Source organism: Actinacidiphila epipremni (assembly GCF_012034175.1).
In the GTDB taxonomy this organism is placed as follows: Bacteria; Actinomycetota; Actinomycetes; order Streptomycetales; family Streptomycetaceae; genus Actinacidiphila; species Actinacidiphila epipremni.
This window is the reverse complement of sequence record NZ_JAATEJ010000009.1, coordinates 46445-73348: the sequence shown is the minus strand read 5'-3', so window position 1 is coordinate 73348 and position 26904 is coordinate 46445. Positions and strand designations below refer to the sequence as shown.

The following is a 26904-nucleotide window of genomic DNA, read 5'->3' as shown; positions in this document are numbered from 1 at the left end:
CTCGGAAGAAGGAACGATGCCCCCGCGCAAGCGCGCCGCCGCCGGACAGGGCGAACTGCCCGGCGTCTCCAGCACCAAGGAGATCCAGGACATCCTGTGGAAAGCCGCGGACAAGCTCCGCGGTTCGATGGACGCCGCTCAGTACAAGGAGTTCGTACTCGGCCTGGTCTTCCTGAAGTACGTCTCGGACGCCTTCGCCGAACGCCGGGAGGAGCTGGCCGCCGACCCGGAGCTCGCTCAGATCCCCGAGCATCGCCGGGCGGCCTTCCTTGAGGACAAGGACGAGTACACCGAGAAGAACGTCTTCTGGGTGCCCGCGACGGCCCGCTGGGACCACATTGCCGGCAACGCGGCCAGCGCGGAAGGCGGCGTCGGCAGCCTCCTGGACACGGCGATGGACGAGGTGATGAAGGCCAACAAGGCCCTCACCGGCGTCCTCCCGAAGATCTTCAACCGCGACAACGTCGACCAGCAGCGCCTCAAGGAACTGGTCGACCTCATCAGTGACGCCCGCTTCACCGGCCACGGCGACCGCCCCGCCCAGGATGTGCTGGGCGAGGTCTACGAGTACTTCCTTGAGCGCTTCGCCCGCGCCGAGGGCAAGCGCGCCGGCGAGTTCTACACCCCGGCGAGCGTCGTCCGCCTCATCGTGGAGGTCCTGGAGCCGTACGAGGGCCGCGTCTACGACCCCGCGTGCGGCTCGGGCGGCATGTTCGTCCAGAGCGGCAAGTTCGTCGCCCGCCGCCGCGGCCAGGACCACACGCACGACCTCGCGATCTACGGCCAGGAGGCCAACGAGCGCACGTGGCGGCTGGCGAAGATGAACCTGGCCATCCACGGGATGGACCCCAAGGGCGTCGGCGACCGATGGGCCGACACCTTCGCGGACGACAAGCTGCCCGACCTGCAGGCCGACTTCGTGATGGCGAATCCGCCGTTCAACATGTCGGACTGGGCGAGAAAGTCCGACGACCGGCGGTGGCGATACGGGGTGCCGCCGCAGTCCAACGCGAACTATGCATGGCTCCAGCACATCGTGAGCAAGCTCGGGGACCGGGGGAGCGCCGGCGTCGTGCTCTCGAACGGCTCCATGTCCTCGAAGCAGAGCGGTGAGGGCGAGATCCGGGCGGCGATGGTCGAGGCGGACTTGGTGGCGTGCATGGTCGCGCTGCCGGGCAACCTCTTCCGGACGACGGCGATCCCGGCGTGTCTGTGGTTCCTGACGAAGGACAAATCACCGCAGGGCGCGAAGGCGTTGGAGGACCGACGCAGCCGGGTCCTCTTCATCGACGCGCGGGCGCTGGGCACGATGGTTGATCGTACGGAGCGCGTCCTGACGGAGGAGGACCTGGCGAAAGTCGCCGACACGTATCACGCGTGGCGTGGCACGAAGTCGGCGCGTGAGAAGGGCCTTTCGTACGAGGACGTGCCCGGTTTCTGCTACAGCGCGACGCTGGAGGAAATCGCGAAGCACGACTTCGTCCTGACGCCGGGCCGGTACGTGGGCGCGGCGGTCGAGGAGGAGGACCCGGACGCGGAGCCGGTGGGTGAGCGTATCGCCCGGCTGACGAAGGAACTTTTCGCGCAGTTGGACGAGTCCGCCCGGCTGGACGCGGTGGTACGGGAGCAGTTGGGGAGGGTCGATGGCTAGGACTATCACAACCACAGGTGGTCGAGAGGCCACCACCGGCGTCATTCCCGGGCGCTGGGCTCTCAGCGTTGGAGACCCAAAGACGCCCACGGCGCCCGGGTTTCGATGGGTCAAGCTGTCAGACCTCGCAAGGCTGGAGAGCGGGCATACGCCGAGTCGCAGGAAGCCGGAATATTGGGGCGGGGACGTTCCGTGGCTCGGTATCAAGGATGCAACGGCGAACCACGGGCGCACGCTCACATCGACATTTCAGTACGTAACTGACGAAGGTATTGCCAATTCCTCCGCGCGCGTGCTTCCGGAGGGAACGGTCTGCCTTTCCCGGACCGCTTCCGTTGGCTACGTGGTCACGATGGGCGTGCCCATGGCGACGAGCCAGGATTTCGTCAACTGGGTGTGCGGCGACGAAATTTCTTCCAGGTACCTGAACTACATTCTCCTCTCGGAGCAGGATTCGGTGCGGCGTTTTGCGCACGGGACGACCCACCAGACCGTTTACTTCCCTGAAGCGAAGGCATTTCACGTTTGCGTCCCTGAGCGTGAAGAGCAGGACGCTATCGTGGGCGTCCTCGGGGCGCTGGACGACAAGATCGCGGTCAACGAGCGCATTTCTTCGGGTGCCGACGAACTCCTGCGCTCTCTGCATCGGCAAGAAGTTGCACGTGGTTTGGTGAGTAGTTGCCGCCTTGATCAACTTGCGAGCGTGGTGGTGGGGGGGACCCCCAGCAGGGGAAAGCCCGAGTTTTGGGAGGCTGGAACAATCAATTGGATCAACTCGGGGAAAGCGAACGAAATCCGGATTATTGAGCCGAGTGAGCGCATCGCTGAACTTGGACTAAAAGGTAGCTCCGTGAAAGTCATGCCGCCGCATACTGTGATTATCGGCATCACCGGGGCAACCATGGGTCGCATCTCTCGGCTCGAGATTCCTGCGGGTGGCAGTCAGAATGTCGCAGGTGTCTGGGCCGAATCCAGAGAACTCAACGACTGGCTTTTCTGCGAGGTCCGAAGTCGTGCTACGGATCTGACGAAGCACGGTACTGGTGGGGCGCAGCAGCACATCAACAGGCGAGTTGTGGCACACCTAGAAGTTGCAACACCGACGCCCGAACGACTCAACGCCTGGGCTTCCGAGGCTTCTCCACTGTTTGAGCTGATCGGCCACAGCCTGAGGGAATCCCGCACCCTCGCCGCCCTTCGGGACACCCTCCTCCCCCAACTCATGTCCGGCAAGCTCCGCGTCCGGGACGCCGAGCGCATCGTGGAGGACGCGGTATGACGACCAGCCCGCCCGGCAAGGGCGAAGGCGACGCCCCCCGAGTCGGGCACCAGGCAAAGACCCCGCCCGCCCCCAAAACAGACGGCAAGCTCACGGAAGCCGCCTGGGAGGGGTACGCCCTCGAAGACCTCGCGGAGCTCGCCTGGGACACCGTCTCCGGCAAGGACATCGCCCCCGGCGTGGAGCGCCACGGCCACCGTACGGCCTGGCACGACCTCGTCCTCCACGACGAACTCGCCGTGGCCGTCGCCCGGCTCAACCCGGACCTCACGTCCTCCGCCATAGACGAGGCGCTGCGGATCGCCACCGACCCCGCCTCCGGCGATGCCTATGCGGAGAACCGCCAGGCGCACGCGCACCTCACCACCGGAATCCGGCTCGCGTACACCGACGAGTTCGGGGCCGAGCAGACGCCCACCGTGCGGCTCGTCGACTTCAACAACCCGATCGCCAACACCTACCTCGCTGCCAACCAGGTCACCCTGCGGGACAGCGAGGGCCGGCACCGCCGGTTCGACCTCGTCCTGTACGTCAACGGACTGCCTCTCGCCGTCGCGGAGTTGAAAAGCGCCGCCGACGAGAAGGCAACGCTCAAGGACGCGCACGCCCAGCTCCAGACGTACCTTGCCGAGTTCCCGCTGGCCTTCCGCTACAACGTCCTGTGCCTGCTCTCGGACGGGATCACCGCCAAGTACGGCACCATCTTCACGTCGTACGAGCACTACGCGCCCTGGAACGTCGACGACGACGGAGTCCGCGTCGACACCGACGCGCCCGAGTACGATGGCCTGGAAGCCCTGAGCATCGCCGTGCACGGGCTGTTCAACCAGCCGCGCTTCCTCTCCCTCACTCGCAACTTCGTCAACTTCACCCCGCCCAAGCCCGGCGAACCGCTCTCCGGGAAGCGCATCGCCAAGCCGCACCAGTACTTCGCCGTCACGAAGGCCGTTGAGAAGATCGTCGAGGCCTCCCGTAGCAACGGGCAGGCCGGCGTGGTCTGGCACACGCAGGGCGCGGGCAAGTCCGAGGAGATGGTGGAGACTTCGTCCCTGGTCTCCCGCCACCCCGCCCTGAACAACCCCACCATCGTCGTCGTCACCGACCGCAACGACCTGGACGACCAGCTCTACGACACCTTCCAGGACAGCCGTATCCTCCTCGGCCAGGACCCCCTCCAGGTCACCACCCGCGAGCAGCTCCGCAGCGAGTTGAGCGCCCGCACGGTCGGCGGGATCGTCTTCACCACGCTCCAGAAGTTCGGCCTCAGCCAGGAGGAGAAGCAGGCCGGGACCGCGCACCCACTGCTGTCCGACCGCCGCAACATCCTGGTCATCGTCGACGAGGCGCACCGCTCGCACTATGACAGCCTCGACGGCTACGCCCGCCATCTGCGCGACGCGCTCCCGTACGCCACGCTCATCGCCTTCACCGGCACCCCGATCTCCCGGGCGGACGCCGACACCCGCGCGGTGTTCGGCGAATACATCGACGTCTACGACCTGAAACGGGCCGTGGACGACGAGGCGACCGTTCGCGTTTTCCACGAACCGCGCGTCATAGACGTGTCACTGCCCCCGGGCGTCGACCCGGACACGATCGACGAGCAGGCCAATGCGCTCACCGAGGGCATGGACGACGCCGAGCGCCGCCGGGCGGTGCAGTACGCCGCCACCATGAACACCGTCTACGGCGCACCCGACCGGATAGCGACACTCGCGGACGACCTGATCGCCCACTGGGAGCAGCGCCGCGCGCTGATGGAGCCGGACATCGGCTGCCACGGCAAGGCGATGGTCGTGTGCGCCACTCGGGAGATCTGCGTCAAGGTCTTCGACGCGCTGGCCGAGCGGCGGCCGGACTGGGCGAGCGACAAGGTCGACGAGGGCGTCATGAAGATCGTCTTCCACGGCGAGCGCACCGACCCCGAGCACCTGCGCAAGCACGCCCTGCGCAAGTCCGAGCAGAAGACGGTCCAGGGGCGGGCGAGGAACCCCGACGATCCACTCGAACTGCTCATCGTGCACTCGATGCTGCTCACCGGCTATGACGCCCCGCCCATCCACACCCTCTACATGGACCGCCCCATGCAGGGCGCCAACCTGATGCAGGCACTCGCCCGCGTCAACCGCCGCTTCCGCGCCAAGCAGGACGGCCTGCTCGTCGGCTACGCCCCCCTCACGGACAACCTCAAGAAGGCGCTGCACGACTACTCCGACCAGGACCGGGAGGACAAGACCCTCGGCGCCGACATCGACCGGGCGATCACCGAGGTCAAGAACGAACTCGCGGCCCTGCGCGGCATGCTGGCCGGCGTCCCGTGGCGGGAAGCACTCGCGGACACCTCGCACCCCCGCCCCCGCCTCCGTGCCCTCGGCCTCGCGACCGAGTACCTGCGCAGCCCGCACACCCCCGGCAACAGGGTCGAGCCCGGCGAAGTTCCGCTGTCCACCCGTTTCAAGGACCGTGCAGCCCGCCTGGACCGCTTCTACCGCGTCTGCGCGATGAGCAAGGAGATCGCCGAGCGCTGCGAGGACCTGGAGGACTGGCGGGCCGACGTCGCCTTCTTCAGCGAGGTGCGCGCCTGGATGGTGAAGAAGGACGCCGCCGACCGCGAAGCGGCCGGTCAGCCGCTGACGGCCGAGGTCCGCCGCTACCTCGAAGCGCTCGCTGCCTCCGTCGTCGACGCCGACGACATCACCGACCTCTACGAAGAGGCCGGCATCGGCCGGCTGGACATCACCCGCCTCAACGACGCCGCCCTGCACAAGCTGGAGAACTCCGAGACCCCGCACCTCGTCGCGGAAGCGCTCCGCCGGCTCATCGAGCAGAAGATGCGCGAGGTGACCAAGCACAACGTCGTCCGCCACGAGAGCTTCTCCGAGCGCCTCGACGCCCTCATGAAGCGCTATATGCTCCAGCAGCTCACCAGCGCCCAGGTCATCGCCGAACTCGCCGCGATGGCACGGGAGGTGTCCGAGGAGGCCCGCCGCGGCGAGCGCTTCGACCCGCCACTGAACCACGCGGAGCTGGCCTTCTACGACGCGGTCGCTCACCGCGACATGGCCGAGCTGATGGCGGGCGGCGACGAGACGCTGGCCGCGATCGCCCGCGCACTGGTCGCCGACATCCGCAAGAACCTGTCGGTGGACTGGCTGTCCCGCGAGCCGGTCCGGGCCAAGCTCCGCACCCGTATCCGGCGGGTGCTCGCGATGTTCGACTACCCGCCGGAGGAGGAGCGCGAGGCCGTCGACCTGGTCCTCAAGCAGATGGAGACCTTCGCGGCCCAGTGGGCGCCGGGCGCGAAAGGGGCCTGAACAGGCCGTACGACCGGGGCAGACGACCGGTCGTACGGCCCGCTCTGCTGACTATGATCTGTTGATAACCCCAGTTATCACTTGATGAAAGGTGTGCTCGGGTCACTTCTCCCTATGGTTCCGGCCATGACGAAGAACCCCGAAGTTCCCGAGCCCCCTGCTCCCGACGACCCGCCGACGCTCTCCCGCCTCGTCCGAGACCGCCTGGCTGCCTCCACCCTCGCCGCGCCGGTCAAGACCTTGCTGCTCGACGTCCTCGGCGCCCCGGAACCCTCCGATGACGCCCCCTCGAGCACCCCTGCCGAGCGCGTCTACCTCGAATCCGTCGCCGTCACCGGCTTTCGCGGCATCGGCCGCAGGGCCAAGCTCCCTCTCGCGCCCAAGCCGGGAGTGACACTCGTCGTCGGGCGCAACGGCTCGGGCAAGTCCAGCTTTGCCGACGGGATCGAGACCGCGCTCACCGGGACGAGCGCCCGGTGGGACGGCCGCAGCGCTGTATGGCGGGACAACTGGCGCAACCTGCACCACGACGGAGACCCACGCGTCGAGGCCAAGGTGCGCGTGGCCGGCGACGACCGGCCGAGCACCATCACCTGCGCCTGGCCCTCCGACGACGTGTCGAAGCCTGAGACAACGTTCAAGCGCCCCGGCCACGGCACCGGCAGCATTGCCGCCGTCGGCTGGGAGCGCCCGCTGGCCGACTACCGGCCCTTCCTGCCGTACTCCGACCTCGACCGGATGATCAGCGGCAAGCCCAGCGAGATGTACGACACGGTCGCCCGCATCCTCGGCCTCGGCAGGCTCACCGCCGCCGCCGACCTCCTCAAGGCGCAGGAGAAGGCGCTGGCCGCCCCCGGCAAGGCCGCAGCCGATGAACTCCCGAGCCTGGTCGCCGCGTTGGACGACTCCGGCGACCCGCGTGCGACCACCGCACTGGCCGCCCTCACCGGCCCCGGCGCCCCTGACCTGGAGGCGCTGACCGCGCTCGTGGACGGCCTGCCCGCAGCCGACGACGCCCACCTGCGCCGGCTGCGTACCGCCGCCGCGCTCAACGGCCCCGACCTGGCACGCGTCGGCACCGCGGTGGACCGCCTCCGCGAGGCGCTGGCCGTACTGGACGACGTACGGGCGACGGGCGCCGAAGACGCCCACCAACAGGCGGAGTTGCTGGCCAAGGCGCTGGACCACGCCCGCCGCCACCGCGACGACCCGACCTGCCCCGTCTGCGGGTCCGACCGGCCGCTCGACGACGAGTGGGCCGAGCAGGCCGCCGCCCGGATCGACGCCCTCCGGCACGAGGCATCCGCCGCCGAGAAAGCGCGGCAGGGCCTGCGGGACGCCGAGCACGCCGTACGCGACCTCATCGCGCCCGCCCCCGAGCAGCTGCCAGCCGCGCTGGCCGACCCGTGGGCACGGTGGGCGGCCTGCCGCCGTATCACCGGTGCCGAACAGCTCGCGGCCGCGGCCGAAGACGCCGCCGTCGTCCTCGCGGACGCCTGCGACGCCGTACGGAAGGAGGCGGCGCGCGAGCTGGCGGCGCTGGATGAGGCCTGGCGTGGCTGCGTGGTCCGCCTTGCAGGCTGGCTCGGCCACGCCCGGGACGCGGCCGCCGCTGAGCCGCGGCTGCGGGAGATCAGGGCTGCGATCAAGTGGCTAAGGGCGGCAGCAGGTGAGCTGCGACAGGAGCGGCTGCGGCCTTTCGCCGACCACTCCCAGCGGATCTGGGAGGAGCTCCGGCAGCAGAGCGACGTCGAGTTGGGCGACGTACGCCTCACCGGCAGCGACAAGGCGTCCGTGCGGAAGCTCGTCATGGACGTCACCGTCGACGGCGAACCGGCGTCCGCGCTCGGCGTGATGAGCCAGGGGGAGCTGCACTCCCTCGCCCTGGCCCTGTTCCTGCCACGGGCGGCAGCCGCCGAGAGCCCGTTCGGCTTCGTCGTCATCGACGACCCTGTGCAGTCGATGGACCCGGCGAAGGTCCATGGGCTCGCCAAGGTCCTCCACAGTCTGGGCAAGATCCGGCAGGTGGTGGTCTTCACGCATGACACCCGGCTCCAGCAGGCTTTCACCGACCAGGAACTCCCGGTGACCGTCCTCGCGGTCGAGCGGGCTGCGCGGTCCGCTGTACGGGTCGAGCCGGTGACCGACCCGATCCACCAGGCGCTGAACGATGCACGGGCCCTGGCCTGCACGCCCGGCCTCCCGCCGGCCGCCATGACCCACGTGCTCCCCGGCATCTGCCGCACCGTGCTGGAGCGGGCGTTCACCGAGGCCGCCTGGGTGCGGCTGCATCGCGCCGGGACTCCGGAGCCCGAGGCCGAGCAGGCGGTACGCGGCGCCACGGGATTGAGGGCCATCGCCGCGCTGGGCCTGTTCGGGGACGCCTCCCGTACCGATGACGTCTACATGGAGGTGCGGCGGCGCTGCGGGGGCGGGCGGGCCGTGGAGGTCCTCAGCAAGTGCCAGGCGGGGTCCCACCCTGGCGGTACCACCATGCCCGACCCGAAGGGCTTCATCAGGGCCGTCGAGGCGATCGCCCTGGTCGTACGCACTCCGGAGGAGGGGACGCAGCGGTGAACGCCCACATCGCCCAATTCCTCGCCACCGCTGACCAGCTCATCACCGCCGGGCCGCCCACTACGACGTCCTTCCGCCACCGTGGCGCCGCCTTCGCTCTGCGCGCCGCCCTGGAGAGCGCCGTCGACACCGCCCTGGATGCCTCGCCCCACGCTCTCGCCCCGCGTACCCCCACCCGCGTCAAACTCCTGTGCTTGCGCGGCTCGACGGACGCGGAGACCGCCCGCCGTGCCAGGGCGGTGTGGGTGCTGCTCTGCCTCGGCTGCCACTACCACCAGTACGACTTGGGACCCACACGTGAGGAAGTGCGGGCCTGGCAGGCCGAAGTCACCGCTGTTATCGCCCTGTTGTGCGGGCCATTCGCAGGAGGCCAATAACCCGGCCTACCGATTCCGCGTTGCTGTTGCAGGCCTGACGCGGGCCACGCTTCCCCTCGGCACCACACCGCCGGCAGGCCCGGCACCCGAAGACTCGGAGGTCCAGCCATGACCATCATGGGTACCCATACTCTCGTCCTCGCTGCCGCCACACTGTCCGCCGCCTGCGCGCTGAGTGCCTGCGAAACCCACGACGGCACCCACGGGGCCCAAGGACGCCCCCGCCGCCCCGCCGGCTGGCACCGTCAGCGCGTCGAAGAACACCGGGCGGGCAAGTCGCAGAGCTGGAAGGAGGCGTGCGTGTTCGCCAAGGCGGCCAAGAGCGTCCAGATCGAGTTGACCCCGATGGAGACCTCAGGCGACGGCTGGTACCGCACGGCGATCTTCGCTGGCAGCGTGCAGTAGATCCGGCCGCGATGTCTCCTGCAGACCCTGCGCCGAACCGCGCCAAGGTCGTCGCGGGGGGGGGCCTTTTCGCAGACGATCAGTCTGCAGCGGTCCGCATCTGCTATTTCATTCGCAGGACGGGTGACTTGAGGAGATGAGTGTGGACAACGAGATACAGCTGATCAGCGACGGCGACGGACTGGCGGTTATCGGGGATCCGACGGCGGTCGAACGTTTCCTCGTCTCCGAAGGGCTTACGTCGTCCAAGGACCTCGGGCTGCCGCGGCTGCGCTCGGCGCTCGGTGGCGCGGCCGAAGCAGCGAAGCTGGCTTCCGAACTCTCCGCTGAATCGGGGCGATGGGTGAAGCTGACGAAGGACTCTGCCGAGCTCATCGACAAGTACGGACTACGGAAGAACGCCAAGACGGGCGTCCTGACAGGTGTGGTGAAGGGGAAGAAGGGGCAGATCAGGGACTTCGTAGAGTTCGCGAAGGGACCGGGCACGGGTTTCACCAACCCAGGGCTCCTGTCCGGCGCCGCCGGGATCATGGCACAGCTCGCGATGGAGCAGGTCATGGACGATATCACCGACTATCTGGCCACCATCAACGCGAAGATCGACGATGTGATCCGCGCTCAGAAGGACGCCGCACTGGCGCAAATGATCGGCGTGGATCTGATGATCGAGGAAGCGATGGCCGTCCGGGGAGCGGTGGATCGGGTCTCGGCGGTCACCTGGTCGAAAGTGCAGGCCGCGCCGGCAACAATCGCATCGACGCAGGCCTACGCGCTACGTCAACTCGACGCCCTTGCTGAGAAGATGGAGCGCAGCGCAAAGATCGGTGACCTCGCCAAGGTCGCGAAGGACATCGAGGCCAGGGCCCAGGAGTGGCTGGCCGTACTCGCCCGCTGCTTCCAACTGCAGGACGCGCTCGCTGTACTGGAACTCGACCGAGTACTGAACTCCACTCCGGACGAGCTCGATCGGCATCGCCTCGGCCTCCGGGCCGCCCGGCAGAACCGGCTGGAGCTCATATCCCGGGGCACCGAGCGTCTGGTGACCCGTATGAAGGCGGCTGCCGAAACGGCCAATGCGAAGGTGCTGCTACACCCGAGCGCCTCGCCGGTCGTGGTGCGATCGAGCAACTACGTTGAGACCAGGGTCGTGGATTTCCACCAGTGCCTCGGTATCGAGCGCGGCAGGCGGGAACTGGAGGCACGACTCTGGGGAGAAGCGGTCGCGGAGGTCCGGGACAAGGCGATCGAGAAGACCTCGCAGGGGGCCGACGCCGCCCGTGCCCTCCGCGACCAAACTCTGAACCGGGCCGGTTTGGTGGCGGAGAGCCTCTCCAACGGGATCAGCGAACGAGTGCGCCGCCTCCGCGGGGACAGCGAGGAGGGTAAACCCTGACGGCCCTCCCCACGCTCCTCAAGGACGCGGCCCCTCCAAGGTCCGCCGCCGGCGGCCCGTAGAGCAGGATGCCCGACCTTATGGGAACAGTCTGCGGCTGCGACAGCCGTTACGCACCGGCCGTGCCGTGTTCGAGGTACTGCGTCTCGCCGCTTGCCCGCGCGGCGAACGCGGCGTGGATGCGGCGGGCGAGGCGAGGGATCAGCACTGTGTCGAGTTCGTCCTGAGCGTGGAAGGCGTAGGCGTCGATCTCCACGCCGTCCGGGCGGATCGCTGTCTGGCCGTTCTTCCCGAGGGTGCCGCCGTCGAAGACGAAGAGGAGCTTGTCGCCCTCGGAGGGGTGGGGCGCCCAGTCGGCGACGAGGAGGCGTCCGATGGGAGTGGCGAGACCCAGCTCTTCCTTCAGCTCGCGGGCAGCGCCTTCCCTCGGTGTTTCTCCGGGGTGGAGGTAGCCGCCGGGGATTTCCCAGCCCGGCTTGTAGGTGGGGTGAACGAGGAGCACGCGGCCCGCCTCGTCGAAGAGCAGCACGCCTGCTGCGGTGAGGGGCCGGGCCACCGGTTCTTGGGGCTCGCTCATGCGGACGACTGTAGTGGCTGGGGTGGAGCGGCCGATGTACTCGATGGGGCGTGCGTGGCCCGCCGTTTGCTTGCTGGCCGTCAGCAGTCCGGGCAGTCGGGCATGTCCGGTGGACGGGGGAAGGTGCGGTGGCCGTGCAGCCAGTCGGTGAGCCATTCGGCGAGGGTGAACCTCTCGGGGAAGAGGCGGTGGCGTTCGCAGCAGGCGTGGGGGTCCCAGCCCCACATCCGGCCGTCGGGGGTGCTGAGGTCGATGTGCCACCAGATCGCGCACCCGTGGGTCATGAGGGGGAGGACGTGGTTCGGGTAGAGGTCCAACCGCTCATCGGGGGCGGACCACTCGCCGTAGATGCTGAGCAGCGACTCCTGGTCGCTGAACCATCGGCCGGAGTCGGTGAGGGAGACGATGCCGTCCGTGCCGAAGCCGCCGTTGGCGACCTCGCAGTACAGCCGACGCAGCAGTGGGGGGATCGGGTACCCGGCGGCGGCTTCCAGTTCGTCCGCGGCCTCGACCGGGGCAGGCGGCGGCAGTCTCTGCTCCTCGGCGTAGCGGCGGACCCTCTCCACGATCTCGGCCTCGCTCAAAGCGGTCATGCCCAGCACCCTCGCACGGGGCACTGACATCGGCTTTTCGTGCGTTCCGTGCCGGTGTCGCGAAGCGCAGGTGGGGTGGCCAGCCCGCAGCGTGATCGCTCCGCTACCGTCCACGGGGAGTGGCGCCGGGCAGCGCGGGGAATGGCCCCACGTATGCACGATGACATGGTCGAGTGGGCCTCGCGGCTTGCACAGGCCGAGCTTTTCGCCTCGTTGCCTCGGCGGTGGGTGCACTCGCAGGGTGTCGCGGCTCGGGCCTCCGCGCTCACATGCGTGGTGGGCCGGGATTCTGGCCTGCTTCGCGCGGCTGCCGTCCTGCATGACGTCGGCTATGCGCCGCGGCTGGCCATCGACGCCGAGGGGGCCGTGGTCGGGGCGCAGCGACCACAGCAGGCCGGCGATGACGGCGGGTTGGTCGCGGAAGCGGCCGTGGTCGTCGGCCTGGGTGAGCAGGCCGAAGAAGGTCCGCTCGGCCGACAGGGACACCGCGGCCAGGGACTCCGAGGCGAAGGCTTCGGGCTTGATGGTGCGTATCCGTGCCACGCCTCAGCACCCCGCCTTCGGGGCGGGCAGCGGTGAGGGGGATGCGAGCACGGCGGGCGGGGCCGTACGCTGGTTCACAGAAGTTCCTCTCCTGGCGGGCTTCGGGGCGGCAACCCCGGGGCCGTATGCCGGTCGTGGTCGTTCAGGGATGGGCGGTCTTCGAGGGTTCTGCTTCAGCCCCCGGCGTGTCAGCGCCGGGGGCTTTGTGGTGTGCGGTTGGTCGGTGGGCAGGGTGTGGGGGATGGTAGGACAATACCAGATCTCTGCCGCTCGCAGCAACTACTTGCAATCGGCAGAACGGCGTGTATCCTAGTAGCCTCCCTGCGGATTGCAGTGAGGTACTACGAACGGAAGGAGTCGTGGGTGGGTGACAACGAGGAGGACCTGCCAGGCCCGAGCATCAACCAGCTCGCCGGCGAGGAGAACGTCGCGGTGCGCATCAAGCTCGAACGGGACTCCCGCGGCTGGAGCACCAACGCCCTGTCCGACCGCCTCAACGCCGCCGGCTACGAGATGAACCCCTCCGCCGTGTGGCGGATCGAGAACGGCCAGCGCCGGGTCACAGTCGATGACGCCCTCGGCTTCGCCGAGGTCTTCGGCATCTCGCTGGCCAACCTCGTCGGCCCCCCGAGGCTCGCCGCTCACGCCCGCGCGATGGAGCTGGTCGAGGACATCAGACGCGCCTACCGCGCCTCCCACATGGCCAACCTCGCCGCCGCCCAGGCCCGCGACGCTCTCGACGCCTACCTCGACGAACACCCCGACGTCCGCGAGGAAGCCGAAGCCGCCGCGTCCCTCGCCGTTGCTGAAGAACTCACCGGCCTGCCCCAGCCGTACCAACTGCGCAACCGCCCCAGCCCCAACCGGAAGGACACCGAATAGCCCCGCCTGCAAGCCCCCGCACCGCACCGCCCATCCTTGAGCACCACACCGGCGAGCCCACGGAGTTGCCGCTCCCCACGCCGCCAGAAGAGGACACCCCGTGCGTCACACCGCCATGTCCGCGACCCCTCCTGCCCGCCCAAAGGAGGCGATCGCCCATGCCTGAACGCCCCCACCGCGAGGCCCCGGTGCCCCGGCTCTACCGCCCCGAGGACATAGCCGACGTCCTCGGCTGCTCCGCCTGGTGGGTCCAGGATCGTGCCCGCCGGCGCCTCATCCCCTTCACACGGGTCGGCCGCGCGTACCGCTTCACCGCTGAGCACCTCGCCGAGATCATCCGCCTCAACGAGGAGCGCCCGACACCGATGCCGACGCCCGACGTGGCCGCTCCAAGGCCGGTTCCCCGGCCATCCGCGTCCAGGGCTGCCCATCCCATCCAGGTGGAACGCCTTCGCGCGCGTTCTCCCCGTCGGCTACGCCGCGACCAGTTCGATACGGCCGCGTAGAGCGACACTGGAGAGGAGGACCCATGGGTTTCGCGGAGAAGCGGGGAAGCTACTGGCGCGGCCGGTTCAAGACCGCACCGGGCAAGCACGGCACCGTCGTCGACGCGGCAGGTGCGGTGGTCAAGTTCCCGACCAAGCGGGAGGCGAAGCGGGCCGCGGACGAGGCCGAGTTCGCGTTCCGGCGCGGCAAGTGGCGCGATCCGGGACTCGGCCAGGAGACGTTCGGCGAGTACGCCAGCCGGTGGTATGCCGCCCAGGACCTTGCCGCATCGACCATGCGGAGCTACCGGCGTCACATCGAGGAGCACCTGCTCCCGGACTTCGAGGACAAGGCACTCGGCGGCATCTTGCGGACCGACGTCGCGCTGTGGGAGAAGAAGGAGAAGGCGCGGTATGCCGCCACCAGCGTGAAGACCTGGCGGGCGGTGCTCCACCTCATCCTGGCCGACGCCGTCGACGAAGGCCTCATCGAGGCCAACCCGGCCACGACACGGCGCGGACGGGGCAAACGCGCCGGCCGCTCCCGCAACCGCGGACCGGAGAAGGCCATCACCGATCCGCTCGGCGCCCTGCTCATCGCCGAGCGGGCCGCTCTCCTGTCCGGGCGCGACGACGAGTTCGTCGCCGTGATCCTCATGGCCTTCACCGGCATGCGCTGGGGTGAAGTCGTCGGCCTGGAGACCGGCTTCGTACGCCCCGGTGCCGTCCGCGTCGAGTGGCAGCTGTATCAGCTCGACAACGGTGAAATGGTGCGCTGCCCGCCCAAGGACGACAGCTACCGCACCATCGACCTGCCGCCCTGGCTGACAGCCCTGCTGGCCGACCACATCGCCCGGACCAAGCCGACCCCGTGCTCCTGTCATGACAAGACGTACGTCTTCCGAGGCCAGCGGCGGCACGCACCGGAGGCCACCACGGCGCGAAGCTCGTCGACGTCGCCCGACGGGCCGGCACCTCCGCCGGCACCGTGTCCAACGTCCTCAACCACCCGGACCGGGTCACCGAGACCACCCGTATCCGCGTGGAGAAGACCATCGCCGACCTTGGCTTCGTACGTGGCGGCACCATCGTCGGGCACACCCCGCACTGGCGCCGCAGCAGCTTCGCCACATGGCTGTTCGCGCCGGCCGTCTCGGGACGGTACCCGGCGAGGGGCGGGTCCCGCCTGTGCCGCTCGTCGGCGAGCCCTGGCCGGGCATCCCGGTGCGGGGCCGCAACTCCCAGGGCCGATCCGACGCTTGCTGGGCCCCGATTGCCAAGGGGCTCACCCCGCACGGCCTGCGCCACACCCACCGCACGGTGATGGAGGACCTGGGCACGGAGAAGGTCCTCATGGACGACCGCATGGGCCACTTCGACGGCTCGGTCTCGGCGCGGTAAGCCCACGTCACCCCGGGCATGCGCCAGCGGCTGCGGGCCGGGCTTACCGCGCAATGGGAGGCGGCGCTCGACGCGCGGCTGAGCATGCATGCGACCTCACCGGTCGACACGCTCGACAGGCTCCTGCGTGCGCGGGCGGAGAGCCGGTAGGCGCGGGAGCGCCGGAGACGGCCGGTGCCACCGAAGGACGCATCTTCGGTGGCACCGCTCCTGCCGGGTACCGTCGAGGCCCAATCGGCTGCAACGCCACCCTCGGGATAGCGTGTTTCGGTGACAGAGCTGGAATTCGTGGGCCGGACTTTCGTGAACTTCCGGGACCATGTCTTCCCCGAGGACAGCACCCACGGCTTTCGGTGGGTCGACCTGAAGTCCTTCCGCTTTCGGCAAGGCAGCCCAGACGGGGAACTGCTTGAAGCCGTCATCGCCCACGAACAGTTCCGCGATGAGTACGCGGGCGGCGGCGTCGACCCGGACGGCACCCGCCACGGCCCCTACTGGCTTCGCTCGGTCAGCCCGACGGGTACCAGTCAGTCAGTTGCGACAGGGTCACGCAGACGCTGCGGCGCTGGGTGTGTCAGCACGGCGAGCTTCCGGACTCGCTGCGAGACGGACTCGATACGGCCCTGTTCACTGTGGTGAACTGGGCCAGCCGGCTTTACCGCCTCCGCGATCTTGGTAGCACGTGCTTCCATGATTGGGGTGGAGTGCACCTCGACTTCCACGAGTTCATCGCCATCGACGATGAGCGGCAGTCGCTGACTCTCCTCGTCGTGGCCGACGACTGATCAACGTGGACCCCGCCGCTTGAACATCACGATCAAGGTACGGTTCCCTTCGGGTCGCCGGCACCCGGGATGCGTCGACTGGGGGTCGCGCGGACCAGGGCCCGGCGCGGGCGATGCGGCGGCCGTTCTCGCGCAAGCTGTCGGGGGCGGGCGCAGGGGCGGAGATCGGCGGGCAGGCCCCGGGCGGCGGGGGACGGGCGGCGGGGCGACGGACGCCATTGCGCGGTTGAGCGGCAGCGTGCGGTGGTCGGTTTCGGTGTGGGGGCGGTAGGCCGCGGCCGGGCTGCTCGACGCGGAGGACCCGGATACCGCGATCAACGGGCGCGCTCCCGCATGTCCGTTCGCCAACCTGACCTCGACGTTGCAGACCGCGTCCATCTCCTCGCCGGCCCGGCAGGAAGTACGCCACGAACCTGTCCGGCCGGACGCGTTGCCAAGGACGTCCGACTTGTCGCGCAACCCATCGGCTGGGCCCAGGGAACCGTCCAGGGGCGGGCGGGATCAGCAGCACAGCCGCACACGCCCGCGAGAAGGCTCCGGCAGCCTTCCTGGCCTCCTCGCCGTGAAATGGGCCTGAGGCCGGCAGAAGGGCGCACAACCGGTTTTCTGGCACGACCCGGTGGAGGTCGGCGGGGGCTTGCGGGGCTTGGAGGTCGAACTGCCTAAATGCCGGCGGCACAGGAACCCTTGTGCGCCGGACTCCGAAAGGCATCCCGTCATGACTCTCAAAGGCACCGCGCTGACCGCCCTTGGCACAGTCACTGCACCACTCCTGGGGAACGGACCGTACGTACTGGCCGCGCTGGCGCTCAGCGTCCTGCTCGCTGTGGCTCGCGACGTCGTCCGGTGCCGAAACCATCAGACGCAACAGGCCCGGGATCGAATCGCCAACCGGATCCTGGAACGGCTCGGACAGGATGACCCGCAACGAGCGATGGAGCTCTACGCCCGGTTGCCGCCTCTCTATGATCCCTTCGTCCGAGCCGGCACCCCGCCCAAGGAACCAACTCTCTCGGGCGATGCGACAGCAAGTGGGGCGCGCCGAACGGAGTGACCTCGTGTCGGGTTTCACGACGGTTGCCCTGCAGGTTGTGATCGGCGCAGGACCACGGGCCTGTGGCGAGCGGGGCGAGTGGCGTCCGTATGAGGTGCAGGTCCGCGTCGAGAGTAAGGGCGACCATGCCCTCGTCGAGGATAAGGACATGGTTGGAGATGCCGGTGCCGGGAGTTCGGCAAGCCGATGGGCGTTCGGGGCAGCGCTCAGGCGCCTACGGCTGGGAGCCGGTGAAGACGGCGAGGTAGCGGAACTCCCCCTGAGGGCCGCCCTGCAGGGAGTACGGCTGCCAGCTGAGGGTGTAGGAGCCGCGTAGGTTTCGCGTGTTGTCTGGGTAGTCGCCGCCGCCCCAGAGCAGTTGGTTCGGGAGGGTGCGGCCCTGGTGGATACGGAAGTCGCGGTCCCGGGTGCTTTCCCGCCTCGGTGGCATCCACAGGCTGGCTTCGTTGGTGATGAGGAGGGCCAGGCCGTTCTGGTCGGGGCGGGTGCCGAAGCGCTCCAAGCGGGCGATGTCGGAGATGAAGCCCAGGCGGGCCAGGTCGGTGGCGGCGTGGGACTTCAGCGCGTACTCCTCCGGGGGGTGCCCGGCCGTTCCGGTCCACTGTGTCGTGAAGTACTTGAACTCGATGGCCGTGCGGGCCGTGGGGCCGATGCACAGCAGGTCGAGATATTCAGCGCCGGTGGCGTCCGGAGCGTTCTGGCGGACCTCCAGCCTGGACTGAGCCTTGGGGGCCAGCTCCCACAGCACGCGCGCGAAGCTGTGTTGCAGGTCCCGCTCAGAGTGGAAGACCGGGCGGGTCTTCTGGAGCCGGGCCATGACCTCCGGCAGCGAGACTTCGCCGGCGATGAGAGGTCCGGACGTCGGCACGGCCTCCGAGCCCTGTTCCGCTGATCTTTCCTGCATGTGGCGTCCCCCCGGGGTCGGCAATCCGTGGAGGCGACCGTAGCGCCGTCGCGAGGGCCGTCTCAGGCGTTCCGCCGAGCCGGGCCGCTCCTGCCTGAAGAGCCGGTTGTGGAGGTTGGCTCCCAAGACGCCCTCTGGAACGACTCGGGGCCCCGATCCTCGGAAGGATCAGGGCCCTGAGCTGCTGCTTTGGAGTCGGGGTGGCGGGATTTGAACCCACGGCCTCTTCGTCCCGAACGGCCGACAAGAAGCGGCGATCGCCTGATGACCCTGATTACAGGCCAGTGTGCGAGCGCAGATCCGTCCACAGTGGTCCGCAGGTGGCTGAGCAAGTCCGTGCTGTGTGGCTCCCCTCGTGGCTCCCCGAGGTAGCCGCTTCGCTCAGCGCCAAGGGTTGAGGTGTCAGTGCCTCGGGGCAACATGGACTGTAGGCACATGCGAACGCCAGTTCGTAAACCGTTGTCGATCTTGGAGGTTGCGTGAGTTTGTCGGAGACGAGCAGATCATCGTCAAAGTTGGAGCAGAACCTCGTAGCAGTGGGTAGCCTCACTGTTACGAACGGACCTGCGCTTGGGGGGCATGGTAAGCATGCGACTGGTGTTTCCAGCTTATGAGTTCAACGCTAGAGCGGATCGCTTATGGAGATATGAAATCCTCAAGTACGCCAATCACGAAACCCCTGACCGATGGTTAGATCTATGCGGTCCTGAAACCATAAGTGAGCAATTTCTTATGGCCAATGGGCCTCTTTGTCGCTCCGTGCGGGTTCCGGAAGATAGAGAATCCGAGTGGTCGCATCGCCTTCATTTCCCCAGGGGTATGCCCGGGGAAAATCGAACACTGGCTGACCTTCTCAAGAGTGTTCTTTCGCTGACCGTTCGGTCACCTCTGGACTGCTGCATAGCCCTGGATTGGTATAAAATCCCCGATCCTGATGTGGATCCGATGAAGTGGAAGAATACCGAAGCCGGAGAACTCAACTACCGCAGTAAATACTACTACCCGGGTGTTGATCTAAATAGGGCGCGCCATCGCCTGATCACCCGTTTCAGTGAGGTCATCAATAAACACCCCCTCTACAGAGATGCTGCGGCTATCGTGAGCGTGGCTGGGCATAAAGCTGATGGTAGGAGTCACGGCGAGATACTTGCATCCGCAGTTGCCGAGGCCACGGGCAAGCGCTTGATCATGACGCAGACGCCCGATGGGCCCCGTGCTCCCGCTAAGGAATCTCAGGGGACTATCACGGAAAAGACCTTCAGCTTAAACGAGCGAATCATCGGCAATGTGGTAATATTGGATGACGTTTATAGTTCCGGCGCAACGATGCATGCAGTGGCGAAGGTCGCAAAACGCGCGGGAGCGGATCGAATATTCGGTCTGTCAATTGTCAAGACGATGAGGAACTGAGATTGACATGGGAACACGCGAAGAGTCTATTCGTCTGAGTCTGACGGCTATGAAGGCTTATGGTAGTCCGAGTCAAATTGACAAGGCGTTAAGGGAGAGTGGCCGCGAAGGTTTGAAGGAAGCCTTCGCGGAGCTCGATTACGCAGCGCAGGAAGAGATCCTCAAGAAGACGGAAGAACTCGTCGGTGGCGGCATCGGCGTCGTGATGCGGGACGACCCACACTATCCGCAGACCTTGATCAATAATGGGCGATCCGTTGCGCCAGTTCTGTACTACTGGGGAAACCCAGACCTGTTGCTCGCCGAGGGGATTGGTATGTGCGGGTCTAGGTCTGCTAGTGACCTAGGCCTTAAGGCTGCTCATGACTGCGGCGAAGAGGTGAGCAGTCGCTACATGAGTGTGATTTCTGGTTATGCCAAAGGTGTTGACACCGCAACTCACCTAGCTGCCTTGCGCAGCGGAGGCTCGACAGTCGTTGTCCTGGCCGAGGGGTTTGATCATTTCCGCATCAAGCGGGAATTCAAGCAATCTTTCGATCCTGCTCGTATCCTTGTATTGTCCCAATTCGCCCCGGCGCAACCCTGGCGCGCTTATGCCGCTATGGCTCGCAATAAGGTCATCTTTGGATTGGGGCGAGCGCTTGTGGTGGTAGAAGCAGGCGAAAGAGGTGGGACACTTGCCGCAGGTGAGGGAGCTTTGCAAATTGGAAGGCCAGTATTGGTGCTCAACTTTGGATCAGACACGCCGCCTGGCAATCGTATTTTGATTGAGCGAGGTGGTTTCCCGATCGGATCGCGCGAGGAGCTAGGTAGGGTCCTGGACAAGCGGCCCGCTGTGGCCATTCAGGAAAGCTTGCCAATTTGAAGGTCGCCTTAGATGGCGACCACTTGCCTCTGAAAAAGCGCCCCTGAGCCTCGATGAGGCAGGTTGATCACCCTTACGAGAGAAAACCCCATTCTCTCGTAGTATCGATGTAGCTCTTGGTTGTCCTTCCAGGCGTCCAAACGCAGCCATTTTTTTCTAGAAGCTGCTGCCTGTCGAGATGCCCAGTCAAGCATTAGGGATCCCACTCCTAGTCCGCTGTATTGGCGTCCGACCGCCATGCGATGCACATACAACGCTGTATGTGGTTCATCAGAGGCAGTCCAAAATTCCGGATCTGCATACTCATCGAGTTGCAGAGTGCCGACTGGCTGGTCTCCTAGGGAAGCGATAAAAACCTCGCTTCGTGCCAGCGCCAAGGCGATGCGGTCGCTGTGGGGTGGGTACTGCCATTGGTCGATGCCACGGGAGGCAAGCCAGGCAGAAGCCTCCCGCAGCAGGTCTTCGACGATGGGTTGTTCATCCGGGCGAGCCGGCCGTATGTGCAGGTCGGTCATGCTTCCTCGCCCGGTGTCTCAAGACCACGCTCGTACGAGATGACGTGCCGGTCTCCCGGGAGCACGGTGGTGGCGACCCGGACGGGTCTGCCTTCCGCGGTGAAGCCTGTTGTGATGTGGTACCCGACCGGCGTGCCCGGGGGAAGCTCCAGTCGCTTCACCTCTTCCGGCTGCGGCATTCGCACGTACAGCTCATCAAGGGCGCGCACCTGGCGGTACCCGAGCTCGGCCAAGACCTCGTTGGCGCCACGCGTTATGTCCTCTGGGCGCATGATCTCGGAGTCACGGACGATGTCCAGCGGGAAGTAGCTGTCATTGATGTTGAACGGCTCGCCGTCCAGATAGCGCACGCGCTTGCGGATGGCGACCAAGTCGCCGGCCTTGAGCTGTAGGCGCTTGGCCACCTCGGCCGGCGGTTCCACGATTGCCACCTCGATCACCTGCCGCGGCTCGCGCCCCTCGGCTGAGTGCTCGGTGGCGAACGCGTCCATCTCCGGTGAGTGGGGACGCTTCCTGAACTCCGTCTGCGGCCGGAAGATCATCGGCTCACGCCGCCGCACGAAGTGACCCTGCGGCCTGGCAGAGACGACCAGCCCCTCGTTGACGAGCAGGTTCAGCGCCTTCCGGACGGTCTCCCGCGATACGTCGTAGGCGCTGCGCATCTCCGCTTCGGTAGGCAGCTTCGCTCCTGGCTCCAGGTCGCCGGCAACGATCTGACCGCGGATCTCGTCCGCGATCTGCTGGTACATCGGGTCTCGCCCGAGTCTGTTCACGGCCACCCCTCCATCAAAGCCGCAGGCTGACGCCATTGTCCAGTCAATGCGGGCAATGCCCTTGACGCGCCTGCCGCCATCTGCCAACATCCTGACTGTAGCCATTGTACGGACAATGGCTACAACGGCTCGTCCTTGCTGTGCCCTGCACCACTTGGACGGAGACACCGAGGAAGGCGGCACCACCGCACGCCTACGGGTCTTCGTACCTCCTGACCTTTGACAACTGCATACCGGGCCACCGCCTCCCCGAGTCGAAAAGGCGGCCTCAGCGGCTTCGGCCGTGCTTCTGCTCCATCCATCCCCGGTCACGGGACGGCGGGCCTCCCGGCCAAGGACAGCACCGCCGCCCCGTTCCCTCCCATCCCGTCTGGAGACAAGACGTGAAGAACTACGTGGGGCGTCACCGCGCCCTGACCCCGAACGACTTCCTCGAACTCGCCCTCGGCACGCCCGTTGACCTCTGGCTGGGGGAGGAGGGCGAGACGGCCGAAGAGCGGGCGGCGCGTGAAGCCGCGGCTCGCGACATCCTCGCCGACGACCCGGAGCTCTTCGACCGCACCACCTCGTTGGCCGTCGAGACGATCGGCCGCACCATGCCGGAACTCCTGACCCTGGCCCCCGCCCTCCGGCCGGCCGCGCCTATGCGGCGCCGGCACCCCCGGAAGGGGGCCGCCGCGTGAGCCCCGACCGTGCCCTGATGCCCTACCGCCACGGCCGCTGGCTGCTGATCGTTGTCCTGCTCGGCGTTCCGCTCTCGCAGTGCTCGGAGCTCCAGTGGCCCGAGGGAACGCCGACCCCCACGCCCGCGCAGCGCCGTGAGGCCCTGGCCGCGCTCGGATACCGGGCCGCGCCCGGCGCAGAGTGGCAGTGGGCCGAGATGTCCGCCGACCCCGACGCCGTCGACGCCGGGCCGGTAGAGCTCTTTGCCGCCCTCGACGTGCAGCCGATCGGGGGCGAGTAGCCGTGAACCCGGACTTCAAAGCGCGTGGCGCGTTACTGCTGGCCGTCCGCCGTATCCGGTTGCTGGCCGTGCTGGGCGGTCTGGCGTGGGTGCTGGGAGTCACCCCGCCCGCCCCGGTCCGCATCCTGCTCGTTTGCGTCGTCGGCGTCGCCCTGGCCCTGGACTCCCTTGCCGACGCCGGCCTCAAGCCCGCCCGCATCCGCCTGACCGGCTGGGGCCGCCCCGGGGGTGACGAGTGATGACACCCAAGTCCATCCGTGAGTCACTGACGATCGCCGCGTCGGGCGTCATCGTGGCCCTGACCGCCGCCGCGTTCTGGCTGTCGTACGCGCACCTGCGGTCGGTGGCCGCCACATACGGCCTGGCCACCTCCCCCGCCCGCGCGTGGGCCTGGCCCGCGACGCTGGACCTGTTCATCGTCGCCGGGGAACTGCTGCTGCTGCGCGCGTCCCTGACCGGGCGAACCGACTGGTGGGCCATCGGTCTGACCGTCACCGGTTCCGGCGGCAGCATCGCCCTCAACATCTCCGGTGTCGGTGCGCACGCGCACACCCTCGACTACGTCGTCGCAGCAGTACCGCCCACCGCCGCGCTGCTCGCGTTCGGTGCGCTCATGCGGCAAGTGCATGACGCGTTGGCCGCGCCCGACGTGCGCACCGTGAAGGAGACGGCAGCCCCGGACGCACCGCCCGCAGCGACGGCAGACCCCGTTGGCGTCACGGAGCTGGATGCGGTCTCCGCCCCTGCTCAGCCCGCGACTGCTCCGCCCGCCAAGGCCGTCACACCGCCGCGACCGGCTGCGGCTACGGCCCAAGGCCCGTCTCGTGTGCGGCAGACCCCGGGCGCGGGCAGGACATCGCGTCCGGCGCGCACCGATGACGAGTTGCTTGCGCACCTGCGGGACCTGCGCACGGGCGCGCCCGCGCCGCTTTCACAGCGACAGGTCTTGGCCGCGCTCGGCATCGGCGTGCCGCGTCTGCGCGCGCTGCTGGACGCGCACGGACTGTCCCTCGACCCGCTTCCCGCCCCCGCGCGTCCGCTCTCCCTGGTCACCGCAGACGACCAGCAGCAGGCGGACGGCTCGGCCGCGGCCCTGTGACCACGACAGGAGAACACTCCATGTCCCACCTGCCCGCACCCCACCAGCACTCGGCCGAATGCGGCTGCTACCGCCCGGACCTGCTGCCCTACCAGCCCAACCCCCTGCTGCCGCAGCAGTCGGCACAACCGCAGATCGTCCACATCCACCAGGCACCGCCGGACCGCACCATTCAGCGCGTCGCGCTGGGTTCCGGCGCCGGCGCCGGAGCGGTCGCGGCCGGTGTCTACTTCGGCCCGCTGCTGGTGGCCGCCATGACCTCCATCGCCATCGACCTGGCCGTCGTCGCGTTCATCGTCGCCGTTTCCGGTTGGGCCGTCGTCACGGTGGTGCGCTCCATCGGCGGACCCGAGGGCCGTAACGCCGCCAAGACGATCCAGTCGGCCCGTCGTGGCCGCCGTCGCTGAGGGGGCACCGATGGACAACAACCGTGCCGTGGCCTTCGCGGCGAGGAAGGGAACTGCGCTGTGATCCGGCTGCACCCCGACGACCCGCCGCTGACGGCCGCGGAGACGGCCCGTATCGGCCGCATCACCGCCGTGGCCATGGTCCGCGGTGGTGTCCTCACCACCAAGCAAATGGCCACCCTCGACCGCATCCTCGACGGCGCCCGCAAGCGCGCCGAGAAGGACGCCGCCAAGTAACGCCGCCCCGGAACGGCCGTCATCCGCCAAGACAGCCGGCCGTTCCGGGCTCCGCCCCCTGTGAGGAGAGCAGGAAACCCCAGCATGACCGAGATCATCAACCTTGACGACCACCGACCCCGGCCGATAACCGACCCGCTCACCAAGGACGACGCGCGCTTGGCGCCCCCGCTGGAAGGCGTCGTGTTGCCCAGCGACAGCACGCCGAACGGCGAGGCTGTCGACCGCCCGGACAACCCGCTTGCGGACTGGCTGACCCTGCCCGACGAACCGGTACTCCCGCCCTGGCTCGCCACTCCGGCGGCGCTGCGAGCGAACGCCGGCGCGTTGGTCCGCCTCGGTGGCTACCACGCCCGCTACCACGGCGTGCGGCTCCCGAAGTACGGCGTGAAGACCGCCGGGCTCGCCTGCCGCGGAGCCTGGCGTTGCACCGCCCGCCTGTGGCCGGTGCTGACGGCCGCGGACCACACCCGCACGGTCAAGGCTCTCGCCGCCTCCCTGGACGCGCGGAACGCCGACCCGGACCTGGCCGTACGGCACCAGGCCGCACACCGCGCCCGGACGGAGGCCCGGCGGTGGCGGTTCGGGAGCGCCGTCGCCGTGGCGACCGGTTGCGGCATGGCGCTTTCCCTGGCCACCACGCCGGTCCTGATCGCGACGGCGACGATCCTGCTCGCGATCCTCGCCGTCGTGGGCCGCAAGGGCAGCGAAGTGCCGTTCCTGGACCAGGCCACACCACCGATCCGCATCGACATGAACGCACAGCAGCTCAACGACGCGCTGCGTGCGGCCGGCCTGCTCAAGGCCGGCAAGGGAGACGAGGAGGGACCGAAGGTCTCGTGCGTCATGGGCCCGGTCCGCGACGGCAAGGGATGGGCTGTGGTGTTCGACCTGCCCCGCGGCGGCGGCAAGACGGCCGCCGACGTGCTCGCCAAGCGCGACGCCCTCGCCGCCGAGCTGGGTGTCGACGAGATCCAGGTCATCATGTCCCGGGTGCGAGCGGCCGGCGGCGGCCACGCGGGCAGGGTCAGCATGTGGGTTGCCGACGACGACCCGTACCTGGGTGACCCGAACCCGTCGCCGCTGCTCAAGGCCCAGACGTTCACCGTGTGGGATCCGATCCCGTTCGGGCAGGACGCCCGTGGCAACCGCGTCTCGGTGCCGGTCATGTGGCAGTCGCTGTTCTTCGGCGGCCTGCCGCGTCGTGGCAAGACCTTCACGCAGCGCCTGATGACGGCTGCCGGGCTGCTCGACCCGTACGTGCGGCACTACGTCGCGGACGGCAAGGGCGGTGCCGACTGGATGCCGATGCGGCACGTCGCGCACCGACTCGTCATGGGTGCCGAGGACGACGCCGTCGAAGCGCTCAAGGCCATGCTCAAGGAACTGCTCGCCGAGATGGAGCGGCGGTTCGCGCTGCTGCGCGGGCTGCCGGTGTCCATCTGCCCGGAAGGCAAGCTGACCCCGACCATCGTGCAGAAGTACAACCTGCCGGTCATCTTCGTGACGATCGACGAGTTGCAGGAGTACTTCACCGCGATGGAGCGGGAGGACCGAGAGCAGGTGGTCGACGACCTGTGCCGCATCGCGCGGCGCGGTCCGGCCGCCGGGTTCATCTGCAACTTCGCGTCCCAGCGCCCCGACGCCGAGTCGGTGCCGCCGAAGCTCCGGGAGATCATCACCCTGCGGTACTGCACGCAGGTGGTCGACCGGACAAGCTCCGACATGGTGCTGGGCAAGGGCAAGGCGGCACAGGGCGCGGACGCGTCGGTCCTGTCCGAGGAGCACAAGGGCACGGGCGTCCTGGTCACCGGGCCCGCGTCGTTCGTGACCGTGCGAGCCGACTACCTCGACGGCGCCGGCTTCACCGAGATGTGCCAGCGCGGCCGGGCCCTGCGGCAGGCCGCCGGGCAGCTCACCGGGGACGCCGCCGGCGACGTATCCGCCGCCGCGGACCAGGCCGGGGTGACCATCCCGCCCGTCCTGTCCGATTGCCTCGACGTGATGCGGCACGCCGACCGTATGCACACCGTCGACCTGCTCGCCCGGCTCGACAACCTCGACACCGACCGGTACGGCGACTGGGACGCCGAACGGCTCGCCCGTGAGCTGGAGGCCGCAGGCGTCGAGCGGACCGGCAAGCAAGTCAAGATCGGCAACGTCAACCGCGCCGGGTACCGGCGGGCGGACCTCGAAGCGGCCGTGCCGCCGGAACTCCTGCTCGCCGCGCGGTCGACGGGCCCGGTAGAGCCCACCCCCGCTACCTCCCCCACTACCTGAGCTGGCTCCGCGCCCCCGCTACCGGCACCCGCCGAGTAGCGGGGGCGCGCTACCCCGGTAGGGCCCCCGGTAGAGGGGGTCTGACCTGCGAGGTAGTGGCCTGTAGAGGGGGTACGGGCCACCTCTTGCCACAC

24 protein-coding genes and 3 pseudogenes are annotated in these 26904 nt (G+C 68.1%); 21 read left to right on the top strand and 6 right to left on the bottom strand.

The features are described 5' to 3' along the window. Positions 1-16: 16 nt before the first annotated feature. From HCN08_RS13945 to HCN08_RS13915, 7 genes are all read left to right on the top strand, one after another. Positions 17-1651 (top strand): class I SAM-dependent DNA methyltransferase, encoded by a 1635-nt coding sequence (locus tag HCN08_RS13945; protein ID WP_167983358.1) that lies wholly within the window; start codon positions 17-19, stop codon positions 1649-1651. Then, positions 1644-2930 (top strand): restriction endonuclease subunit S, encoded by a 1287-nt coding sequence (locus HCN08_RS13940; protein ID WP_167983357.1) that lies wholly within the window; start codon positions 1644-1646, stop codon positions 2928-2930. The genes HCN08_RS13945 and HCN08_RS13940 overlap by 8 nt, the downstream gene beginning before the upstream one ends. After that, positions 2927-6244: a type I restriction endonuclease subunit R gene (locus tag HCN08_RS13935; RefSeq protein ID WP_167983356.1), complete on the top strand. Its 3318-nt coding sequence runs from the start codon at positions 2927-2929 to the stop codon at positions 6242-6244. Before HCN08_RS13940 ends, HCN08_RS13935 begins: the two co-directional genes overlap by 4 nt. Before the next feature lie 126 nt (positions 6245-6370). Continuing rightward, the gene (locus HCN08_RS13930; RefSeq protein ID WP_240970078.1) at positions 6371-8821 is read left to right on the top strand and encodes an AAA family ATPase; all 2451 of its coding nucleotides are present in this window, start codon (positions 6371-6373) and stop codon (positions 8819-8821) included. Then, positions 8818-9198, top strand: coding sequence for a hypothetical protein (locus HCN08_RS13925; protein ID WP_167983354.1), 381 nt, complete (start codon positions 8818-8820; stop codon positions 9196-9198). The genes HCN08_RS13930 and HCN08_RS13925 overlap by 4 nt, the downstream gene beginning before the upstream one ends. A gap of 108 nt (positions 9199-9306) precedes the next feature. Further along, positions 9307-9603 (top strand): hypothetical protein, encoded by a 297-nt coding sequence (locus tag HCN08_RS13920; protein WP_167983353.1) that lies wholly within the window; start codon positions 9307-9309, stop codon positions 9601-9603. Positions 9604-9745: 142 nt separating this feature from the next. After that, on the top strand, positions 9746-10996 hold the full coding sequence (locus tag HCN08_RS13915; RefSeq protein WP_167983352.1) for a hypothetical protein: 1251 nt from the start codon (positions 9746-9748) through the stop codon (positions 10994-10996). A 109-nt stretch (positions 10997-11105) separates the two neighbouring features. On the opposite strand, the gene HCN08_RS13910 is transcribed toward HCN08_RS13915, so the two are convergent. Both HCN08_RS13910 and HCN08_RS13905 read right to left on the bottom strand, forming a co-directional pair. Continuing rightward, the gene (locus tag HCN08_RS13910; RefSeq protein ID WP_167983351.1) at positions 11106-11573 is read right to left on the bottom strand and encodes an NUDIX domain-containing protein; all 468 of its coding nucleotides are present in this window, start codon (positions 11571-11573) and stop codon (positions 11106-11108) included. A gap of 80 nt (positions 11574-11653) precedes the next feature. Then, positions 11654-12166: a hypothetical protein gene (locus tag HCN08_RS13905; RefSeq protein ID WP_167983350.1), complete on the bottom strand. Its 513-nt coding sequence runs from the start codon at positions 12164-12166 to the stop codon at positions 11654-11656. Positions 12167-12307: 141 nt separating this feature from the next. Here HCN08_RS13905 and HCN08_RS35310 point away from each other — a divergent pair. After that, positions 12308-12451: pseudogene (locus tag HCN08_RS35310) on the top strand (phosphohydrolase); the annotation flags it as partial. Between the two features lie 62 nt (positions 12452-12513). On the opposite strand, the pseudogene HCN08_RS36550 reads toward HCN08_RS35310, so the two are convergent. Continuing rightward, positions 12514-12709, bottom strand: a pseudogene (locus tag HCN08_RS36550) (hypothetical protein); the annotation flags it as partial. 363 nt (positions 12710-13072) lie between these two features. Here HCN08_RS36550 and HCN08_RS13895 point away from each other — a divergent pair. From HCN08_RS13895 to HCN08_RS13880, 4 genes and pseudogenes are all read left to right on the top strand, one after another. Beyond that, the gene (locus tag HCN08_RS13895) at positions 13073-13591 is read left to right on the top strand and encodes a helix-turn-helix domain-containing protein (RefSeq protein WP_322974433.1); all 519 of its coding nucleotides are present in this window, start codon (positions 13073-13075) and stop codon (positions 13589-13591) included. A 158-nt stretch (positions 13592-13749) separates the two neighbouring features. Further along, entirely contained in the window at positions 13750-14097 is a 348-nt protein-coding gene (locus tag HCN08_RS13890; RefSeq protein ID WP_167983348.1) for a helix-turn-helix domain-containing protein, read from the top strand. Between the two features lie 23 nt (positions 14098-14120). Further along, positions 14121-15627: pseudogene (locus tag HCN08_RS13885) on the top strand (tyrosine-type recombinase/integrase). Between the two features lie 120 nt (positions 15628-15747). Continuing rightward, a complete protein-coding gene (locus tag HCN08_RS13880; RefSeq protein WP_167983347.1) occupies positions 15748-16116 on the top strand; it encodes a hypothetical protein in 369 nt (122 codons plus the stop codon). A 1414-nt stretch (positions 16117-17530) separates the two neighbouring features. Here HCN08_RS13880 and HCN08_RS13875 read toward each other — a convergent pair. Next, positions 17531-18220 (bottom strand): hypothetical protein, encoded by a 690-nt coding sequence (locus HCN08_RS13875; protein WP_240970077.1) that lies wholly within the window; start codon positions 18218-18220, stop codon positions 17531-17533. A gap of 588 nt (positions 18221-18808) precedes the next feature. On the opposite strand from HCN08_RS13875, the gene HCN08_RS13870 reads away from it, so the two are divergent. Together HCN08_RS13870 and HCN08_RS13865 are read left to right on the top strand one after the other, a co-directional pair. After that, positions 18809-19630: a phosphoribosyltransferase gene (locus tag HCN08_RS13870; protein ID WP_167983346.1), complete on the top strand. Its 822-nt coding sequence runs from the start codon at positions 18809-18811 to the stop codon at positions 19628-19630. Between the two features lie 7 nt (positions 19631-19637). Then, positions 19638-20495: a DNA-processing protein DprA gene (locus HCN08_RS13865; protein ID WP_167983345.1), complete on the top strand. Its 858-nt coding sequence runs from the start codon at positions 19638-19640 to the stop codon at positions 20493-20495. A gap of 8 nt (positions 20496-20503) precedes the next feature. Here the strand turns inward: HCN08_RS13865 and HCN08_RS13860 are convergent, their stop codons facing one another. Together HCN08_RS13860 and HCN08_RS13855 are read right to left on the bottom strand one after the other, a co-directional pair. Further along, positions 20504-21010, bottom strand: coding sequence for a GNAT family N-acetyltransferase (locus tag HCN08_RS13860; protein ID WP_167983344.1), 507 nt, complete (start codon positions 21008-21010; stop codon positions 20504-20506). Continuing rightward, a complete protein-coding gene (locus tag HCN08_RS13855) occupies positions 21007-21759 on the bottom strand; it encodes a GntR family transcriptional regulator (RefSeq protein ID WP_167983343.1) in 753 nt (250 codons plus the stop codon). Before HCN08_RS13855 ends, HCN08_RS13860 begins: the two co-directional genes overlap by 4 nt. A gap of 407 nt (positions 21760-22166) precedes the next feature. Here HCN08_RS13855 and HCN08_RS13850 point away from each other — a divergent pair, with 407 nt between their 5' ends. The 7 genes from HCN08_RS13850 to HCN08_RS13820 all read left to right on the top strand — a co-directional run bounded on the left by HCN08_RS13850 (position 22167) and on the right by HCN08_RS13820 (position 26770). Next, positions 22167-22466 (top strand): hypothetical protein, encoded by a 300-nt coding sequence (locus HCN08_RS13850; protein WP_167983342.1) that lies wholly within the window; start codon positions 22167-22169, stop codon positions 22464-22466. Next, complete coding sequence (locus tag HCN08_RS13845) at positions 22463-22747, top strand: DUF6303 family protein (RefSeq protein WP_322974432.1); 285 nt, start codon at positions 22463-22465, stop codon at positions 22745-22747. Before HCN08_RS13850 ends, HCN08_RS13845 begins: the two co-directional genes overlap by 4 nt. A gap of 2 nt (positions 22748-22749) precedes the next feature. After that, positions 22750-22986: a hypothetical protein gene (locus tag HCN08_RS13840; protein WP_167983341.1), complete on the top strand. Its 237-nt coding sequence runs from the start codon at positions 22750-22752 to the stop codon at positions 22984-22986. Next, positions 22986-23846 carry a DUF2637 domain-containing protein gene (locus HCN08_RS13835; protein ID WP_167983340.1) on the top strand — a complete coding sequence of 287 codons (861 nt, stop codon included), beginning with the start codon at positions 22986-22988 and terminating at the stop codon, positions 23844-23846. The genes HCN08_RS13840 and HCN08_RS13835 overlap by 1 nt, the downstream gene beginning before the upstream one ends. 20 nt (positions 23847-23866) lie before the next feature. Next, a complete protein-coding gene (locus tag HCN08_RS13830) occupies positions 23867-24253 on the top strand; it encodes a DUF6251 family protein (protein WP_240970076.1) in 387 nt (128 codons plus the stop codon). A 60-nt stretch (positions 24254-24313) separates the two neighbouring features. Further along, positions 24314-24490: a DUF6257 family protein gene (locus HCN08_RS13825; RefSeq protein ID WP_167983339.1), complete on the top strand. Its 177-nt coding sequence runs from the start codon at positions 24314-24316 to the stop codon at positions 24488-24490. Between the two features lie 84 nt (positions 24491-24574). After that, positions 24575-26770, top strand: a complete 2196-nt coding sequence (locus HCN08_RS13820) for a cell division protein FtsK (protein WP_167983338.1) — start codon at positions 24575-24577, stop codon at positions 26768-26770. Positions 26771-26904: the final 134 nt, after the last annotated feature.